The sequence below is a fragment of the Erwinia papayae genome (assembly GCF_058241465.1).
The window spans coordinates 19,578-37,046 of the sequence record NZ_JBZCHT010000003.1 but is presented as its reverse complement, the minus strand read 5'-3'; the positions used below and the strand labels follow the sequence as shown (position 1 = coordinate 37,046).

Here is a 17,469-nt window from a genome sequence, read left to right as displayed (position 1 = left end):
GGCGCAAATCCTTTGTGCTGCCGGGAAGGGTTGCCGGCAGGGCCGGTGAATAAAGGAATTAATATGTCGCTATTTGCATTAGTAGTGAGTATCGAAAGTGGTTATCCAAATGCTTTATTTGCTGTTCCATTTTTAGTTATGTTAATACTGCTGTGGATATTCTTTTTTCGTAAGTGATTTCTTATTTGCCGGGGCAGTAAATATCCGTTCCTGAATGTAGCCTCATCATAACCGTCTAAACCCCATATATACCGGACCCATACATCATGAGTTTTAATGCAAAGGATATGACCCAGGGCGGTCAGATCGCGAGCATGCGCATCCGTATGTTCAGCCAGATAGCCAATATCATCGTGTACTGTCTCGTCATTCTCTTCGGCGTCATTGTCGCGATTACGCTGTCGGTCAAACTGACCTGGCAGACGTTCGTGAACGGCATGGTTTATTACTGGTGTCAGACGCTGGCCCCCATGCGCGATATTTTCAAATCCCAGCCTGTCTATACCATCCGTTATTACGGCCATGAGCTGAAGTACAACGCGCAGCAAATACTGCAGGACAAATATATCCAGTGGTGCGCAGACCAGGTCTGGACGGCCTTTATTCTTGCCGCCATCATCGCGGCCCTGGTGTGCGTTATTACCTTCTTTGTCACCACCTGGATTCTGGGCCATCAGGGTAAGCAGCAGAGTGAGGACGAGATAACGGGGGGGCGCCAGCTGACTGATGACCCGAAAGCGGTGGCGAAAATGCTCAGGCGCGACGGTCTCGCATCCGACATCAAAATCGGTGAGCTGCCGCTTATTAAGGACTCGGAGATCCAGAACTTCTGTCTGCACGGCACCGTCGGGGCCGGTAAATCAGAAGTTATCCGCCGTCTGATGAACTACGCCCGCCAGCGTGGCGATATGGTCATCGTGTATGACCGTTCCTGTGAGTTCGTTAAAAGCTACTATGATCCGGCCACGGATAAAATCCTTAACCCGCTGGATGCGCGCTGCGCCGCATGGGACCTGTGGCGGGAGTGCCTGACGCAGCCTGACTTCGACAACGTGTCCAATACGCTTATCCCGATGGGCACGAAGGAAGACCCCTTCTGGCAGGGGTCGGGGCGTACCATCTTTGCCGAAGCCGCTTATCTGATGCGCAACGACAAAGACCGCAGCTACAGCAAGCTGGTCGACACGCTGCTTTCCATCAAGATTGAGAAGCTGCGCTCGTACCTGAAAAACTCCCCGGCGGCGAACCTGGTGGAAGAGAAAATCGAGAAAACGGCCATCTCCATCCGCGCCGTGCTGACCAACTACGTCAAGGCCATCCGCTACCTGCAGGGCATCGAAAATAACGGCGAGTCGTTCACCATACGCGACTGGATGCGCGGCGTGCGTGAGGATGGTAAAAACGGCTGGCTGTTCATATCTTCCAATGCCGACACCCACGCTTCCCTCAAGCCGGTTATCTCCATGTGGCTGTCCATCGCCATTCGCGGGCTGCTGGCGATGGGGGAAAACCGTAACCGCCGCGTGTGGATCTTCGCCGATGAGCTGCCGACCCTGCACAAGCTGCCGGACCTGGTTGAGATCCTGCCGGAGGCGCGTAAGTTTGGCGGCTGCTACGTCATTGGCATCCAGTCCTACGCCCAGCTGGAAGATATTTACGGGCAGAAGCCGGCGGAAACGCTGTTCGACGTGCTGAACACCCGTGCCTTCTTCCGCTCGCCGTCGCGCAATATCGCTGAGTTCGCCGCCGGTGAAATCGGTGAGAAAGAAATCCTCAAGGCATCCGAGCAGTATTCCTACGGCGTGGACCCGGTACGCGACGGTACCTCGGTCGGCAAGGACATGGAGCGCGTCACCCTGGTGAGCTACTCCGATGTTCAGACGCTGCCGGATCTCTCCTGTTACGTCACGCTTCCCGGCCCCTATCCTGCCGTGAAGATGGCGCTGAAGTATCAGCAGCGTCCAAAGGTGGCGCCGGAATTCATTCCGCGCACCATCGACGGGAAAGCGGAGGAACGCCTGAATGCCGCGCTGGCTGCACGTGAACATGAATCCCGCAGCATCGCCATGCTCTTTGAACCGGATGCAGACGTTATCGCGCCAGAGGGCGGTGCGGAAAATGATGGTCAGCCACAGCAGCCACAGCAGCCACAGCAGCCACAGCAGCTGGCGCCTGCGCCCCGCGCTGCAGATGCGGCATCCGCTTCGGCATCCGTGGCGGGTACCGTCGGCACAGGCGGCGTGGAGCCTGAGCTGAAGACAAAGGCGGAGGAGGCTGAGCAGCTGCCGCCCGGCATCAGTGAAAGCGGTGAGGTGGTGGATATGGCGGCATGGGAGGCGTGGCAGGCGGAGCAGGACGAACTGTCTCCTCAGGAGAGGCAGCGCCGTGAAGAGATGAACATCAACGTTCACCGTGCGCCTGAAAAGGATCTTGAGCCGGGAGGATATATCTGATGATGAGCATCGGATCGGTCAAATCCGCCGGCAGCGCGGGCAATTATTACACCGACAAGGACAACTACTACGTTATCGGCAGTATGGGCGAGCGCTGGGCCGGAAAAGGGGCTGAAGCGCTGGGACTGAGCGGCGGGGTGGACCAGAAGGTCTTTACGAAGGTTCTCGAGGGGCGCCTGCCGGACGGCAGCGACCTCAGCCGGACCCAGGACGGGGCGAACAAACACCGTCCGGGCTACGACTTCACCTTCTCTGCGCCCAAAAGCGTCTCCGTGATGGCCATGCTCGGTGGCGATAAACGTCTGATTGAGGCCCACAACCGCGCGGTGGAGACCGCCATTAAGCAGATAGAGGCGATGGCCTCCACGCGGGTTATGACGGAGGGCAGGAGCGAGACGCAGCTGACCGGCAACCTGGTGATGGCGCTGTTTAACCACGATACCAGCCGCGACCAGGAGCCGCAGCTGCACACCCACGCGGTGGTGGCCAACGCCACTCAGCATGGCGATGAGTGGCGCACGCTCAGCAGCGACAAAGTGGGTAAAACCGGGTTTATTGAGAATATCTACGCCAACCAGATTGCCTTTGGCCGCCTGTATCGTGCCGCGCTGAAGGATGACGTCGCGGCGATGGGCTATGAGACTGAGACGGTCGGCAAACACGGCATGTGGGAGCTGAAGGGCGTACCGACGGAGCCGTATTCCAGCCGCAGCAGGACCATCAGCGAGGCGGTCGGGGATGACGCGTCCCTGAAGTCACGCGACGTGGCGGCGCTCGACACCCGCCAGTCGAAGCAGAAGGTTGACCCGGAACAGCGCATGGCCGAGTGGATGCAGACCCTGAAAGCGACGGGGTTTGACATTAAAGCCTACCGTGAGGCGGCGGACCAGCGGGTTATGCAGGGTAATATTCCCGCAACGACGCCTGAAGCCATTGATATTAACAGCAGCGTCGGACAGTCCATTGCGATGCTGAGCGACCGGCGGGCGCGGTTCACGTATTCCGAACTGCTGGCCTCCACCCTCGGGCAGCTGCCCGCGCGGTCGGGCATGGTGGAGATGGCGCGTGACGGCATCGATGCGGCGATAAAAAACGAGCAGCTTATTCCGCTGGATAAAGAGAAGGGGCTGTTTACCTCGAACATCCACGTGCTGGACGAGCTGTCGGTGTCGGCCATGACCCGCGATTTACAGCGGACGGGTCAGGCGGACATTTTTCCTGATAAGGGCGTGCCCCGCAGCCGGTCATACAGCGATGCCGTCAGCGTTCTGGCTCAGGACCGTCCGCCGGTGGCCATTATTTCGGGTCAGGGCGGGGCGGCCGGCCAGCGTGAGCGCGTGGCGGAGCTGACGATGATGGCGCGCGAACAGGGGCGTGACGTGCAGATTATCGCCGCCGACAGGCGCTCGCGCAGCGCCCTTATGCAGGATGAGCGCCTCAGCGGCGAGCATATCACCGACAGGCGGGGGCTGACGGAGGGCATGGCCTTTACGCCCGGCAGCACGCTGATTGTGGACCAGGGGGAGAAGCTGACCCTGAAAGAAACGCTCACGCTGCTCGACGGTGCGCTGCGCCATAACGTCCAGCTGCTGATTGCCGACAGCGGCCAGCGCACCGGGACCGGCAGCGCCCTCACCGTCATGAAGGAGGCGGGAGTGAGCACGCTCGCGTGGCAGGGCGGTGAGAAGACGCAGGTCTCGGTTATCAGCGAGCCTGACCGGAGGCAGCGGTATGACCGCCTGGCCGCTGACTTTGCCCGAAGCGTCCGCGCAGGTGAACACAGCGTGGCGCAGGTCTCCGGTCCGCGCGAGCAGGCGGTGCTGGCAGGCGCTGTCCGCGAGGCGCTAAAGGCGGAAAAGGTGCTGGGCGAGCGGGAGGTCAGCATCACCACGCTGGAGCCGGTCTGGCTCGACAGCCGCCATCAGCAGGTGCGCGACCACTACCGGGAGGGCATGGTCATGGAGCGCTGGAATGCAGAAGAACGCAGCCGGGAGCGCTTTGTCATTGACCGCGTGACGGGCCGCAACAACAGCCTGACGCTGCGCAACGCGCAGGGGGAGACGCGGGTGACCCGCCTGTCAGAACTCAACAGCAGCTGGTCGCTGTACCGCACCGGCACGCTGCAGGTGGCCGAAGGCGACCGCCTGGCGGTGCTGGGTCAGGCGCAGGGGACGCGGCTCAAGGGCGGGGATACGGTGACCGTTAAGGCCCTCGGGGAGGCGGGGCTTGTCGTGAGCCTGCCCGGGCGTAAGGCGGACGTGGTCCTGCCCGCAGGCGACAGTCCGTTCACTGCCGCGAAGGTGGGGCAGGGCTGGGTGGAGTCGCCGGGCCGCTCGGTGAGCGACAGTGCCACGGTCTTTGCCTCGCTGTCGCAGCGCGAGCTGGATAACACCACGCTGAACAAACTGGCGCTCAGCGGTCCGGCGGTACGGCTCTATTCCGCGCAGACGGCGCAGAAAACGACGGAGAAGCTGTCGCGTCAGTCTGCCTGGAGCGTGGTGTCTGAACAGATTAAGGATGCGGCGGGGCATGACAGGCTCGATGATGCTCTGGCGCACCAGATAGCCGGTCTGCACACGCCGGAGCAGCAGGCTATCCATCTGGCCATTCCGGTGCTGGAGGGTAACGGCCTGGCGTTCACGAAGCCGCAGCTGATGGCCGCCGCGAAAGAATTTGAGCAGGACAGCCTCAGCCTGCAGGCCATCGAAAAGGAGGCGGACCGGCAGATACGCAGCGGCGCCCTGCTGTCGGTGCCGGTATCGCCGGGAAACGGCCTGCAGCTGCTGGTCTCACGTCAGTCGTACAATGCGGAGAAAAGCATCCTCCGCCACGTTCTGGAGGGAAAGGAGGCCGTCACTCCGCTGATGGATAATGTTCCGGACGCGCAGCTGGCGGGCCTGACCGACGGGCAGCGGAACGCCACGCGCATGATACTGGAATCCCCCGACCGCTTTACCCTGGTGCAGGGTTACGCCGGGGTGGGTAAGACCACCCAGTTTAAGGCGGTCATGTCGGCCATCGGCACGCTGCCGGAACGGGAGCAGCCGCGCGTTATCGGCGTGGCCCCCACCCACCGGGCGGTGAGCGAGATGCGCGATGCGGGCGTGCCGGAAACGCAGACGCTGGCAGCCTTTATTCACGACACGCAGCAGCAGCTGCGCGGCGGCGAACGACCGGACTTCAGCAACGTGCTGTTTCTCGTGGATGAAAGCTCGATGGTTGGTAACGCCGACATGGCGAAGGCGTACAGCCTGATTGCCGGGGGCGGCGGTCGCGCGGTCTCCAGCGGCGATACCGACCAGCTGCAGTCCATTGCCCCGGGCCAGCCCTTCCGCCTGCTGCAGAAGCGCAGCGCCATCGACGTGGCGGTGATGCAGGAGATTGTCCGCCAGACGCCGGAACTTAAACCTGCCGTCTACAGCCTGATTAACCGCGATATCGGCAGCGCCCTGACGACCATTGAGAGCGTGGCGCCGGCACAGGTGCCGCGCAGGGCGGATGCCTGGCAGCCGGACGGCTCCGTCATGGAGTTCAGCCGAGAGCGGGAGGAGGCCATCGTGAAGGCCGTGGCGGCCGGCGACCTGATGCCCGGCGGGCAGCCCGCGACGCTGCTGGAGGCCATCGTGAAGGACTACACGGGGCGCACGCCAGAGGCGCAGGCGCAGACCATCGTTATCACCGCCCTGAACGCCGACCGCCGCCAGGTGAACGCCATGATTCATGACGCCCGTCAGGATGCCGGCGAGGTGGGCGAAAAAGAGGTCACGCTGCCGGTCCTCACGCCTGCCAATATCCGCGACGGGGAGCTGCGGCGCATGGCAACGTGGGAGGCATCCCGCGACAGCCTGGCCCTGCTGGACAGTACCTATTACAGGATTGAGTCGCTGGACGGGGACGCGCACCTGGTGACGCTGAAGGATGCGCAGGGCAACACCCGCAGCCTGTCGCCCGCGCAGGCGGCGACAGAGGGCGTCACGCTCTACCGTCAGGACACCATCACCGTGTCGGAAGGTGACCGGATGCGCTTTTCGAAAAGCGACAACGAGCGGGGCTTCGTGGCCAACAGCGTCTGGACGGTCAGTGAGATAAAAGGTGACAGCGTCACGCTGTCGGACGGGAAACAGACCCGTACGCTCACGCCGTCAGCCGAGCAGGCAGAGCAGCACGTCGACCTGGCCTATGCCGTGACCGTTGAAGGCTCACAGGGGGCGAGCGAACCCTTCTCCATCTCCCTGCAGGGCACGGACGGCGGACGTAAGCGGATGGTGAGCTTCGAATCGGCCTACGTGGCGCTGAGCCGCATGAAGCAGCACGCCCAGGTCTATACCGACAACCGGGATAAGTGGGTGGCCGCGATGGAAAAATCGCAGGCGAAAAGTACGGCGCATGACATTCTCGAACCGCGCGGCGACCGCGCCGTCGCGAATGCCGCCCGCCTGACGGCGACGGCAAAAGCGCTGGGTGAGGTGCCGGCCGGCCGCGCCGCCCTGCGCCAGGCCGGGCTGCAGCCCGAGGGCTCGATGGCGAAATTTATCTCGCCGGGGCGTAAATATCCTCAGCCGCACGTGGCGCTCCCGGCATTCGACCGCAACGGCAGGCAGGCGGGCGTCTGGCTGAGCGCCCTGACCTCCGGAGACGGGCAGCTGAAGGGGCTCGGCGGCGAAGGTCGCGTGATGGGCAGCGGGGACGCGGCGTTTGCGGGCCTTCAGGTCAGCCGTAACGGCGAGTCGCTGCTGGCGCGGGATATGGAAGAGGGCGTGCGGCTGGCGCGGGAGAATCCGCAGAGCGGCGTGGTGGTGCGGCTCGGGGGCGAGGCGCGACCGTGGAACCCCGGTGCCATTACCGGCGGTCGGGTCTGGGCCGACAGCCTGCCCGACGGCACCGGTACGCAGCCCGCAGAAGCGGTTCCGCCGGAGGTGCTGGCGCAGCAGGCCCGGGAGGCTGAGGTGCAGCGGGAGCTGGATAAGCGGGCTGAAGAGGCGGTCCGCGAGATGGCCCGCAGCGGCGACCGACCGTCCGGGGGCGCTGACGTCGCCGTCCAGGACGTGGTGCGGGATATGGAGCGGGTGAAAGAAACGCCGGCATCTCCCCTCACGCTGCCGGACGCGCCGGAAGAACGCCGCCGTGATGAGGCGGTGTCTCAGGTGGTGCGCGAGAACGTGCAGCGGGACCGCCTGCAGCAGATGGAGCGCGAAACGGTGCGCGACCTTGAACGTGAAAAGACCCTGGGAGGCGACTGATATGCGCGCTGAAAACCATCCGCTGTTCCCCCTTGTGGTGGTGGCCGACTGCTGGCTGCAGCGTCTGCTTGTGTGGACGCCGGGCCAGACTGACCTTATCAAAACCGTGGCGCTGCTCCTGATGGTTGCCGACCACATCAGCATGCTGTGCGGACTGGATAATGACTGGATGCGTTTTGCCGGTCGGGGAGCGTTTCCGCTCTTTGGCCTGGTCTGGGCCATGAACCTCGCCCGCCATCCGCGCATTGAGCAGCGCGCCCTGAACCGGCTCTGGATATGGGCCGGGGTGGCGCAGGGCGGCTGGATACTGGCCGGGCTGCGCCCGGACCTGGGCAATATCCTGTTTGCCTTTGCGGTCAGCGGACAGGCGCTGGCGCTGATGCAGCGGCACGGGCCGCGCGCGTGGTCGCTGTCCCTGATGCTGGTTCTGGTCTGGCTGCCGTTTTCGGCGGGAAGCTACGGTCTGGCGGGAGTGGTCATGCTGATGCTGGCCTGCGGCGTCTGCATGACGGGCCGGCGCACCACACGCACGGGGCTGGCACTGTGTCTGGCGCTGGCGATACTCGCGCTGAATGCCGCGGACAGCGCCGCCTTTGCCACCGCGGGGCTGGTGATACCCGGAATAACCCTGACGGTGCTGAGCCGGACCTGTTGCCGCGTGCCGCGCTTCTGGCCGCGCGAATTCTTTCCCCTGTTCTATGCGGTGCATCTTGCCGCGCTGGGGCTGATTGCGATGTAATCAGGGGAATTACAGGGAATACAGGAGTCTGAGATGACAGAGGAACAACGCCCTAAGCTGACGCTGCGGCGAAAGCCGGTGGTGGACGAGAAGAATACGCCGTCGACGGACGGACCAGGCGAACCTGTCAGGTCCGTGAGGCGTAAAAAGACCGTGGTGGTGAACACGCCGCCCGCCTGGAAGGTCAGGAAGCAGGCGGTGGATGAGAGCGCGAAAAAGGCGCAGGCAGATGAGAAGGCCGCCCGAAAAGCCGAAAAAGCCCGGCTGTGGGCAGAGCGACAGGCGCAGGAGCGGGAGGCCATGCGGGCGGCCAGGCGCAAGCCTGCCCCGGAACCGGTGTACCGGAAGGTCATGCCGCTTGCGGACGCGCTCGCGCTCCTGGCGCGTTGCTGGCCGGCCCTGGTTACGGATGGTCAGCCGCAGCTCCTGGCGGTCAATATCCGGGAGGCGATGGTCAGTGACATTCGCCAGCGCGGGCTGGATGTCTCCGTGAAGACGCTGAAGCGTTGCCTTGCTGCCGTCACCCGCTCGGATGCGTATCTGGGCGCCATGACGGCAGGCGCGTGGCGTAAAAACCTTGCCGGTGAACCGGTCGCACCGGTGAGTCCGGAGGAGGCGGCGTATGCCGTGGAGCGCAGGGCTCAGGAGCACGCTAAGCGCATGCGCAGGGCGGCCAGAATCGTCGCCACCCGTGCACGGAACGAACTGATAACAACAGAGAAGAGAAAAACACAGGATGAACATGAATAAAACCCTTTCAGTCATGCTTGCCGCTGGCCTTCTGGTCTGCGGCATGGCGGGGGCGGCAGAGAAACCTGCCGCTGCCTTTACCCCGGAGCAGGAAGCCCGCATTGGGGAAATCGCGAAAGACTACCTGCTGGCCCATCCGGAGGTGCTGGTTGAGGTCAGCCAGAAACTGCAGGCTCAACAGCAGGAGAAGCAGCAGCAGGCGATGACGGCCGCCGTGATTCAGAATCAGGCTGCGCTGCTCAACGATAAAGGCACGTCGTCATATGGGCCGGCCGATGCAAAAGTAACGGTCGTCGAGTTTTTTGATTACCAGTGCATCTACTGTGCCCGCCTCGCGCCGGAGCTGGAGAAGGTGATAAAAGCCAGCCCGGACGTGCGTTTTGTGTTCAAGGAATTCCCGATATTTGGCCAGCGCTGGCCGGCATCGCTCAGTGCGGCGAAAACCGGGCTCCAGGTCTGGAAGCAGAAGGGGGCCGATGCTTACCTCAACTATCACAACGCGATTTACGCCACCGGCCACAACGAGGGCAAGCTGACCGATGCTGATATCAGCGCGGCCGCAAAAGCCGTGAAGTTCGATGCGAAGACAGCCCCTGACGTTCAGGGGACCCTGGATGGCATAAACGCGCTCGCGCAGCAGCTGGGCTTCAGCGGTACCCCGGCCCTGGTGGTTCTCCCGTCAACCGGCGCCAGTGCTGATAACGTGACGGTTATCCCTGGATACACCAGCGCGGAGGCACTGCAGCAGGCCATCAGTCATGCTGCCGGCGATACCAAAAAATAATCAGGCGTCCGCCACCTGATACCGCTAAAAGAGACTGACGCCTTCGCCGTGCTCAGTTGTCCAACCCCGGAGAAGGGTAAAAGCAAGTTTTCCCCGTCTCCGGCGTTTCTGGTTAACACATCCGAACGGTATTTTACGAAGTTATGTTCCTTCATCGTTTGGTAAAGGTCCTTCTCTGTATTCAATATAACGGAGCCTCAGATATGTATACCGTAGTCATTGCTTCGGTGATATTAAATATATTATTACTATTTGCCGTCATTAAACTTTACCGGAGAAACAGGGTTGACTATGCCCCCTCTTTCCTGCCGACAATTTTTTACCACATGACTAAATATATTAGGCATTCTGGCTCATGGAATGAAATGGAGTTCATGCGTGACGAGTTACGCCGTGTATTAAATGAGATAGATATTATCAGACATGATGCAGGTAATGTCCGGCTGCGGAAAACAAAGCCTGTTCGTGATGCCTGATTTTTTATTTTTCGTTATGAAGTTACCGCCAGAGAGGTGGGTATATCTTTTTAGAATAAACAAAATTCAAACCAGTAGAGGAAATAGTATGTCAGTTGAAATTAAATGCTCCGGTGTGAATGAAGAAGCAAGGGATATAATTAAAGGGACGGTGAAGCAACTGATTGGGGACGGTCGCATTCATTCGCGGGATGACATTATCCGGCATCTCTGCGGTGCGAACTTTGATATCACAGACGTGACGGAAGATAGTATTACGATATGCGCACCTGATGAACCCGCCAACACCCTCATCCTGAGCGGCTGGCTGTTCTCTGAACGGTTCGGGCTGGGCCGGGATAGACCCCTCTCGGGTGATGGTGGGCAGTTATCCGAGGGCGTGCGAAGCGAAGGGAGCGTGGGTTCATGAATGCCAGTGTGGTGTTATTTATCATTTCGTTGCTGGTACTGATTTTCCTGCTCTCCCGCGTGCTGAAGCAGAAACGGCCGCAGGCACCGCTTATCAGGCGGCTGAGAGAGGCTGGCGTCAGGGTGGGCGATACAGAGCAACTGATGGCGGGCGGCGTGTTCTGGGAGCGGCAGGCGCAGCTGATGACCGACCGTGAGGTGCACTTTATGCAGGGGCTGTTCCGGTCGGTGGACATGAGGCGGTGGTATCTGTGCCCGCAGGTCAGGGTGGCTGATATCGTGCAGATAACGCCGCGCGTCAGGGGCCGGAGCCGGACGTGGTGGAAGCTTTTCCATATGGCGGCCCAGTGGACTGCGACGTGGTTATCGTTGACCGCAGGACGTTTCGCGTTGTGGCTGCCGTGGAGCTGGACGATGCGTCCCACCTGAAGAAAAGCCGCTGCCGGCGTGACATCCTGCTGGATGAGGTTATGCGCCAGGCGGGCATGCCGCTGCTGCGAAGCCGTGATGCCCGGGAGCTGCAGAGGATGATACGGGACTTTCTGACGGCGCTTGAGGCTGAGTCCGGGGTGTCAGATGCCATCACTCAACAAAAAGCGGGTTAAGTTATTTAGCGCAATGCGGTATTAATTCATTCTCCTGCTGTCCCGGCGCAGAATAAAACTCATTCCTTAATGAGGGATGACTGCGTTAATGATGATTTCCGATAAGCAATTCAGGTTTAATGGCAACAATGTTATGCCGTTTTTTTTGTATTTATTGCTTTCCGGGAATTAAATATGGGCTTTACGTGTTAACTCAGAGGCCAAACTTAAAAGGTGAACTATGCGAATTTATAAATATACCGGGCTGGCATTTGTCTGCTGCCTGATTTACCTGTTTGCTTATCTGGCAATAAATAACTTTCAGTCGGAGGGGGCCAGCCTGAAAACATGTGCGTTGATATCAATGCCGTTATTTATCTGGATGGTTTATCAGCGCGTTACTGCGATGAGTGAAAAAACGCGTGCCCGTGAAAGCGATGAGGTCATCTTCATGAGAATGATGGAGCAGATACATCGTTACGAAGAGATGGAGCGCGTGGCCGGTGGTGGGCGGCTCATGAAAGGTATTCTTGAGTGTCGTGAGGTGGCACGGGCGATAAGGCGACCGGAGTCCGAAGACGCATCCCTGACGCTGAGCCGGCTGGCGTACATCGAGCACCTGCTGAGTGCCCTGGCGCCGGGACTGTGCCGGAGAATGTCGGAAGGTGAGCGCCAGAGATGGACGCAGATGCTCGACGGACCGGTACCCGGTGAAGACGCTGCAGGTGAATGCCACACCGAAACGCCCGTCAGTCAGTCCGTGCCGGGGGAGGTCAGAGGATGATTGTGCCTGTTACCGCAGAGCGTGATGAGCAGGGGTACTGGTCGCATCCGGCGTATGTCCGCAGTGGCTGCGGAACCGCGGCGGAGTTCAGCTACTGGCTGAGGACCCACGGGCTGCAGTGCTTTGTGATGACCATGCGCGATGAGGCTCCTGAGGTTTTTGCTGCCGGATTTACCGATGAAGCGCCGGACGCACGGCGCTGGATACCCGAACCGCCGGACGATGACGGCTGGTTTCTGGGCTCAGTCCATGATACCGACGACGGGCCTGTCTGCTACTGGTTCCGTCATACCAGAACGACCTGACGCCTCCGCTCCGCGTCGTTGTCCAACGCCGGAACCAGGGAAAAGCGATTTTTCCCCGATCCCGGCGTTTCTTAATCAATTCTGTGAAGGAAATCCTATGGCATGTTTTGAGTGCAGCAGCAGTGCAATGGTTATCAACCAGCTCGTTCCCTGGATAACTGTCGGCATTTTTGTGGCCAGCGTGGCGCTGTTTCGTCAGCTCCTGAAACGCGATCGGCGGGCGTGGACGTCACTGGTTGCTGTTGTGGTTCTGATGGAAGAACTAAGCCTGAGCCTCTGGCTGCTGATTAATGACGTACAGATACTCTCCCCGCACTTTATGGACGGTATGTAATGAGGATAACTATGGCCGTACGCAGCAAATCAAATACCTGCAGATGGTTGGTGGCCGGGCTGCTCGGTCTGGCGCTTTATGCCCCCGCACCGGCAGCGTATGCCGCCAGCATCGAGACGGGTTTTTCTCCGGAAGGAACGGCCCTGCAGCTGGTCCTTAAGACTATTGAGTCAGCACAGCACGAAATTCGGCTGATGGGCTACTCATTTACGTCTCCGGAGGTGGTTAGCGCACTTGTCAGAGCAAAACACCGGGGTGTGGATGTGAAAATAGTCCTCGATGAGAAAGGAAACCGGAACAAAACCAGCCAGGCGGCGATGAATGTTGTGGTGAATGCCGGCATTCCACTGCGTACCAACGGCCACTACGCCATCATGCATGACAAAGTCATTATTGTTGATAATCAGACGGTTGAGTCAGGCAGCTTTAATATGACCCGATCTGCGGCCTCGAGAAATAGTGAGAACGTGCTGGTGATTAATGACGTGCCGGAAGTGGCACAAGCCTACCTTCAGCACTGGCAGTCGCGCTGGGACGGGGGAACTGACTGGCATTCTTCATACTAATCAGCATCGTAACGTGATCTGCAATCTGCATCCCTCCAGGTGAGCCATGCGCCAACATGGCTCACACTTTCGCGTAAAGTTAAGTCGCTGATTTCACGAATCTGTAGTATCCTCTGCGAAACGATCCTTGTTTTATCCTTGAGGAGGCAGAGATGTCGCAGATCGAAAATGCAGTAACTTCCTCATCGAAACGGGCTTACAGAAAAGGTAATCCGCTAACTGGGGCTGAGAAACAGCGCATGTCTGTTTCCCGGAAAAGAGATACGCATAAAGCGATTAATGTCTTTATCCAGAGCGAACTTAAGCATGAACTGACCCAACTTTGCGAAGAATCAGGCTTAACTCAAACAGAAATGATTGAACGCTGGATTTTGAAGGAAAAGGCCGCAAGGCACAATTCCGAGTAGTTGGTAACTAAGTTACCTTCTTGAACCTTCAGTCTGTGAGTGCTAGATTACTGATCGTTTAGAGAATTTTGGCGGGCCACGCCGTAAGGTGGCAGGGAACTGGTTCTGATGAGGTGTCTACCCGGAACCAGAAAAGCAAAAACCCCGATAATCTCTCAATTCTTGGCGGGATCGAAGATTAACGGGGCCTTTCAAAACTGCATAGAAGCTGTTGCTCTATGCAGGGAGTATATGTGCATGCTCAGAAAACTTCAAGATCAGTTTCTGCGCTTACTCCTTCCGTGCAACATAAGCGCAGGAAGGTGTGACTGACGCTCAGACCCTGTTCTCCCATTATCGTCAGGTCAAAAACCCGAATCCGGTATTCACGCCGCGCGAGGGGAAAAAGACCCTGCCGTTCTGCCGTAAGCTGATGGCAAAAGCCGAAGGCTTCACGTCCCGTTTTGATTTTGCTGCTCATGTGGCGTTCGTGCGCTCGCTCGGCATCCGCCAGCGGATGCCGCCACTGTTGCGTCGTCGAGCCATCGATGCGCTGCTTCAGGGACTGTGCTTCCACTACGACCCGCTGGCCAATCGTGTACAGCGTTCCATTACCAATCTGGCCATCGAGTGCGGGCTGGCCACGGAATCGAAAAATGGCAACCTGTCCATCACCCGCGCCACGCGCGCACTGAAGTTTATGGCGGAGCTGGGGCTGATTACCTACCAGACCGAGTATGACCCGCAGATTGGCTGCAACATCCCGACCGATATTACCTTCACGCCGGCACTGTTCTCCGCGCTGGACATCTCTGACGTGGCAGTTGTGGCCGCCCGCCGCAGCCGTGTCGAATGGGAAAATCAGCAGCGTCAGAAGCAGAGCCTGAAGCCGCTGGAGATGGACGAGCTGATAGCGAAAGCCTGGCGGTTTGTGCGCGAACGGTTCCGAAGTTACCAGTCTGAACGTAAACAACATGGCCTGAAACGTGCCCGTGCACGTCGTGACGCGGACAGAACCCGCAAGGACATTGTGACGCTGGTGAAACAGCAGCTGACGCGGGAATATGCCACCGGGCGCTTTACCGGCGGGCTCGATGCGATGAAGCGCGAGCTGGAACGTCGCGTGAAAGAGCGCATGCTGATGTCACGCGGTAACAACTACACGCGGCTGGCCACCGTCCCCATATAACCCTTCCAGTGTGAAAAATCCGGCTGGCGCCGGAGGGTTTCGCACGTCTGCAGCTCCCGGTTGACGGTTTTCTGCACGAAATAACGCCTGACCTTACTGACATTCACCCTATTCCTCCATAAGAATGGCCATAAATCTCATCGCTGGTGTCACTTTTGGTCGCTGAATTCAGTTACCCACAAATAACTGCAAGGGAACTTTCCATAAGGTTACAACCGTTATGCTGACAAAGCGCCATACGACCTGATTTCAAAGTGCGTGGTTTCCTTTAAAAACCTGCTCTGTACTTCTTTTAAACATCTTTTATATCTTTCATATAAATACATAACCTGTTCGCCGCCTGACCTGTGGACAGGCTCCTGAAAATGTCCGCCCTTGCAGCGGACTACGTCCGCGCCGGTTCGGTAACTACCTGAAGTTGCTCCCATCGCTACGCGACGGGCCCCAGCATAGCTGTAGTTACAACATACGAAATAGTTCCCCAAAAACACCAACAGCGCCCGTCTGAAACCTCACAGCCCCTCCCCACCACTGAAAAGCGAGGCCGCCCCGGGCCGAAGGCCCGGAACAACGTCGCTTTTAATGATGGATGTTGTAACTAGGATTTGAGTCGCTGTAAGTCGTATCGCTGGAAGTATTGAGTAACACGCCCGTAAGCGGCCCTCACGGCCCGCTAACGCGGAGATACGCCCCGACTGCGGCTTCGCCTTGTCGTGACCACTCCGACAGCGCACAGAAGCTTCTGTATCACGTCTAGCGGGTTTTGGTCTGGCAGGGGGAAGGGATGGATTGGCTGAACCTATCAAAACTGTAACCGGCTGCGCCGGGCTACGGCGCCAGTCTCTCACTGAGCCATATTCACCATCAGCTGGCGCCTCCATGTCGCTTCGCGCCATTCAGTGGACCGGCTGCGCACTGCTCGCCAGTCCGGATCGCACATTATATAAACGATTGTGTTTATAAACACCTGTGTGATATACCCGTAAAATAGCGCATCATTAAAAGGACTGATTAATGAGTGATTTTTATACAAAACATATTTCACTGTCAGACATTGCATTTTTCATGGGTGAATGTGAAGACAGCGCCAGAAATGGTCATTTACATCAGGAGCTTCTGGAACCGAAAAGCAACAAGATTTTTGAAAAACAGATCCGCCAGATTATCCGGATGAATGATTCAGGTCAGTACACTGGGCATTCCATTCTCATGCTGCTCCGCAAATCGGACGACAGAAAAGCAGGTTTCTTATGGTTATGTGTTGCGCGGGATCTGGCTGGCAGACCATGTACCGAAATCCGGATAATCCACATCATAAAACCAATGCGGGGCAGAGGGTGTGGCACCCTGCTGCTTTCCATCGCGCTTGACGAATGCCGTACTCATATCGTAACGGCAAAGTGCTATCCGGGGTCAGGGCAGATGTCTGGGATGCTTAAGCGGCGGGGTTTTGACGTTATGGGAACATCTGAGAGAGGCTCTGAGTTCCTTTGCCTGGAGCCAGCATAAACAATGCTACTGAGCGACTATATTGACCGCGTGTACGGCACCTCCCGGGGAAGCCGCGCCCGCTTCCTGAAGGATAATTCCGACATCCTGCCCCAGGAGCTGAGCCGCTGGCTGAAGGCCGGACTGAAAATCCGGCCAGAGACCGGCGAAATCTACAAACCTGTTTCGCGGCGGGTCAGGGTTCCTGTGGCTACGGCTGCCAGCTCCGGGGTGTTCCTGTCTGACCATCTGCGCGAGCGCCTCACAACGCTTGCCGCCGGACAGGGCGTGACGCCGGATGACATACTGAGTGCCCTGGTTGAGCGTGAGGAGCTGCGTCGCCAGCTGGTTCCTGTTCCGGCCGGTGACGATGCCGTTCCGGAGCAGCAGATTGCCGGTGTGGTCAACCGTCACTTTGCCTCGCTGTCAGAACGCAGCGAAACGGAGGCGTGGCACCTGGTGCTGAGCGCGCTGGTCAGCGAGCTGATTGAGGCCGACCTGCTGTCGTTTCATGCCGCCAACGTGACTGAGAGCCGCCGCCTGCATATCCCCCGCACCGCGTATTACTGGTACGGCGGCTTTGTGGCAAAACGGGTGGCCATGATGCTGGGCTGCTACCAGGTGTATCTGTGGGACGACATCATGTGCCCGGACAGCGACGTGGTCTTCGTCGGCGAACCCCGGAACGTGGTGGTCTGCTGGTTTGTCTGTCAGCAGATGTGCCGCCTGCTGAAAATTGTCCGGCTGAGCTGGCGTAAGCAGCAGGGAGCGTGGGGAAGCCGGGCGGAGCTGGATGAGGAGTCTCATCAGTATGCGAAGCGGCTGGCGTACAGTGTGATGGATAACGGCATCTTTATTGGTGGCGATGAGCAACGCTCTCACCGGCTGTACCACTATGCGGAAAAACACTATGCCTGGGCCAGGCGCTGATGCTGCTGACCCTTCTGCATAATGCTAATGTATGCGTACATTAGCATTAATGG

Annotated in this window: 18 protein-coding genes and 1 pseudogene; all 19 read left to right on the top strand. The window is 58.9% G+C overall.

All coding sequences use genetic code 11. The features are described 5' to 3' along the window. Positions 1-266: 266 nt before the first annotated feature. A complete protein-coding gene (traD, locus tag AC3RPL_RS02390; RefSeq protein ID WP_490738864.1) occupies positions 267-2,453 on the top strand; it encodes a type IV conjugative transfer system coupling protein TraD in 2,187 nt (728 codons plus the stop codon). Further along, entirely contained in the window at positions 2,453-7,693 is a 5,241-nt protein-coding gene (traI, locus tag AC3RPL_RS02385) for a conjugative transfer relaxase/helicase TraI (RefSeq protein ID WP_490738863.1), read from the top strand. Before traD ends, traI begins: the two co-directional genes overlap by 1 nt. A 1-nt stretch (position 7,694) precedes the next feature. Further along, positions 7,695-8,432: a type-F conjugative transfer system pilin acetylase TraX gene (gene traX / locus AC3RPL_RS02380; RefSeq protein WP_490738862.1), complete on the top strand. Its 738-nt coding sequence runs from the start codon at positions 7,695-7,697 to the stop codon at positions 8,430-8,432. Between the two features lie 33 nt (positions 8,433-8,465). Next, on the top strand, positions 8,466-9,182 hold the full coding sequence (finO, locus tag AC3RPL_RS02375) for a fertility inhibition protein FinO (RefSeq protein WP_490738861.1): 717 nt from the start codon (positions 8,466-8,468) through the stop codon (positions 9,180-9,182). Then, positions 9,175-9,966 (top strand): DsbA family protein, encoded by a 792-nt coding sequence (locus AC3RPL_RS02370; RefSeq protein ID WP_490738860.1) that lies wholly within the window; start codon positions 9,175-9,177, stop codon positions 9,964-9,966. Before finO ends, AC3RPL_RS02370 begins: the two co-directional genes overlap by 8 nt. 203 nt (positions 9,967-10,169) lie before the next feature. Beyond that, positions 10,170-10,442, top strand: a complete 273-nt coding sequence (locus AC3RPL_RS02365) for a hypothetical protein (RefSeq protein ID WP_125885531.1) — start codon at positions 10,170-10,172, stop codon at positions 10,440-10,442. Between the two features lie 88 nt (positions 10,443-10,530). Further along, the gene (locus AC3RPL_RS02360; RefSeq protein WP_490738859.1) at positions 10,531-10,851 is read left to right on the top strand and encodes a hypothetical protein; all 321 of its coding nucleotides are present in this window, start codon (positions 10,531-10,533) and stop codon (positions 10,849-10,851) included. Beyond that, a pseudogene (locus tag AC3RPL_RS02355) lies at positions 10,848-11,455 on the top strand (DUF2726 domain-containing protein). The gene AC3RPL_RS02360 and the pseudogene AC3RPL_RS02355 overlap by 4 nt, the downstream one beginning before the upstream one ends. 220 nt (positions 11,456-11,675) lie before the next feature. Further along, positions 11,676-12,218, top strand: a complete 543-nt coding sequence (locus AC3RPL_RS02350) for a hypothetical protein (protein ID WP_257270505.1) — start codon at positions 11,676-11,678, stop codon at positions 12,216-12,218. Continuing rightward, positions 12,215-12,523, top strand: coding sequence for a hypothetical protein (locus AC3RPL_RS02345; protein ID WP_257270506.1), 309 nt, complete (start codon positions 12,215-12,217; stop codon positions 12,521-12,523). Before AC3RPL_RS02350 ends, AC3RPL_RS02345 begins: the two co-directional genes overlap by 4 nt. A gap of 97 nt (positions 12,524-12,620) precedes the next feature. Beyond that, on the top strand, positions 12,621-12,857 hold the full coding sequence (locus tag AC3RPL_RS02340) for a hypothetical protein (protein WP_243412644.1): 237 nt from the start codon (positions 12,621-12,623) through the stop codon (positions 12,855-12,857). An 11-nt stretch (positions 12,858-12,868) separates the two neighbouring features. Continuing rightward, positions 12,869-13,423 carry a phospholipase D family nuclease gene (locus AC3RPL_RS02335; protein ID WP_165723327.1) on the top strand — a complete coding sequence of 185 codons (555 nt, stop codon included), beginning with the start codon at positions 12,869-12,871 and terminating at the stop codon, positions 13,421-13,423. 152 nt (positions 13,424-13,575) lie between these two features. Continuing rightward, positions 13,576-13,830 (top strand): replication regulatory protein RepA, encoded by a 255-nt coding sequence (locus tag AC3RPL_RS02330; RefSeq protein ID WP_125885525.1) that lies wholly within the window; start codon positions 13,576-13,578, stop codon positions 13,828-13,830. A gap of 237 nt (positions 13,831-14,067) precedes the next feature. Beyond that, complete coding sequence (gene tap, locus AC3RPL_RS02325; RefSeq protein ID WP_125885564.1) at positions 14,068-14,142, top strand: RepA leader peptide Tap; 75 nt, start codon at positions 14,068-14,070, stop codon at positions 14,140-14,142. Continuing rightward, on the top strand, positions 14,135-14,998 hold the full coding sequence (repA, locus tag AC3RPL_RS02320) for an incFII family plasmid replication initiator RepA (protein WP_490738858.1): 864 nt from the start codon (positions 14,135-14,137) through the stop codon (positions 14,996-14,998). Before tap ends, repA begins: the two co-directional genes overlap by 8 nt. 449 nt (positions 14,999-15,447) lie before the next feature. Continuing rightward, the gene (locus tag AC3RPL_RS02315; RefSeq protein WP_490738881.1) at positions 15,448-15,600 is read left to right on the top strand and encodes a replication-associated protein RepA4; all 153 of its coding nucleotides are present in this window, start codon (positions 15,448-15,450) and stop codon (positions 15,598-15,600) included. A 35-nt stretch (positions 15,601-15,635) separates the two neighbouring features. Continuing rightward, the gene (locus tag AC3RPL_RS02310; RefSeq protein WP_490738857.1) at positions 15,636-15,755 is read left to right on the top strand and encodes a replication-associated protein RepA4; all 120 of its coding nucleotides are present in this window, start codon (positions 15,636-15,638) and stop codon (positions 15,753-15,755) included. A gap of 257 nt (positions 15,756-16,012) precedes the next feature. Then, a complete protein-coding gene (locus AC3RPL_RS02305; RefSeq protein WP_490738856.1) occupies positions 16,013-16,507 on the top strand; it encodes a GNAT family N-acetyltransferase in 495 nt (164 codons plus the stop codon). A 3-nt stretch (positions 16,508-16,510) separates the two neighbouring features. Continuing rightward, entirely contained in the window at positions 16,511-17,416 is a 906-nt protein-coding gene (locus AC3RPL_RS02300) for a hypothetical protein (RefSeq protein WP_490738855.1), read from the top strand. Positions 17,417-17,469: the final 53 nt, after the last annotated feature.

Excerpts from the sequence above, each read along its gene's own strand:
- traD (WP_490738864.1), top strand. The coding sequence starts at position 267 with ATGAGTTTTAATGCAAAGGATATGACCCAGGGCGGTCAGATCGCGAGC.
- traI (WP_490738863.1), top strand. The coding sequence starts at position 2,453 with ATGATGAGCATCGGATCGGTCAAATCCGCCGGCAGCGCGGGCAATTAT.
- traX (WP_490738862.1), top strand. The coding sequence starts at position 7,695 with ATGCGCGCTGAAAACCATCCGCTGTTCCCCCTTGTGGTGGTGGCCGAC.
- finO (WP_490738861.1), top strand. The coding sequence starts at position 8,466 with ATGACAGAGGAACAACGCCCTAAGCTGACGCTGCGGCGAAAGCCGGTG.
- AC3RPL_RS02370 (WP_490738860.1), top strand. The coding sequence starts at position 9,175 with ATGAATAAAACCCTTTCAGTCATGCTTGCCGCTGGCCTTCTGGTCTGC.
- AC3RPL_RS02365 (WP_125885531.1), top strand. The coding sequence starts at position 10,170 with ATGTATACCGTAGTCATTGCTTCGGTGATATTAAATATATTATTACTA.
- AC3RPL_RS02360 (WP_490738859.1), top strand. The coding sequence starts at position 10,531 with ATGTCAGTTGAAATTAAATGCTCCGGTGTGAATGAAGAAGCAAGGGAT.
- AC3RPL_RS02350 (WP_257270505.1), top strand. The coding sequence starts at position 11,676 with ATGCGAATTTATAAATATACCGGGCTGGCATTTGTCTGCTGCCTGATT.
- AC3RPL_RS02345 (WP_257270506.1), top strand. The coding sequence starts at position 12,215 with ATGATTGTGCCTGTTACCGCAGAGCGTGATGAGCAGGGGTACTGGTCG.
- AC3RPL_RS02340 (WP_243412644.1), top strand. The coding sequence starts at position 12,621 with ATGGCATGTTTTGAGTGCAGCAGCAGTGCAATGGTTATCAACCAGCTC.
- AC3RPL_RS02335 (WP_165723327.1), top strand. The coding sequence starts at position 12,869 with ATGGCCGTACGCAGCAAATCAAATACCTGCAGATGGTTGGTGGCCGGG.
- AC3RPL_RS02330 (WP_125885525.1), top strand. The coding sequence starts at position 13,576 with ATGTCGCAGATCGAAAATGCAGTAACTTCCTCATCGAAACGGGCTTAC.
- AC3RPL_RS02305 (WP_490738856.1), top strand. The coding sequence starts at position 16,013 with ATGAGTGATTTTTATACAAAACATATTTCACTGTCAGACATTGCATTT.
- AC3RPL_RS02300 (WP_490738855.1), top strand. The coding sequence starts at position 16,511 with ATGCTACTGAGCGACTATATTGACCGCGTGTACGGCACCTCCCGGGGA.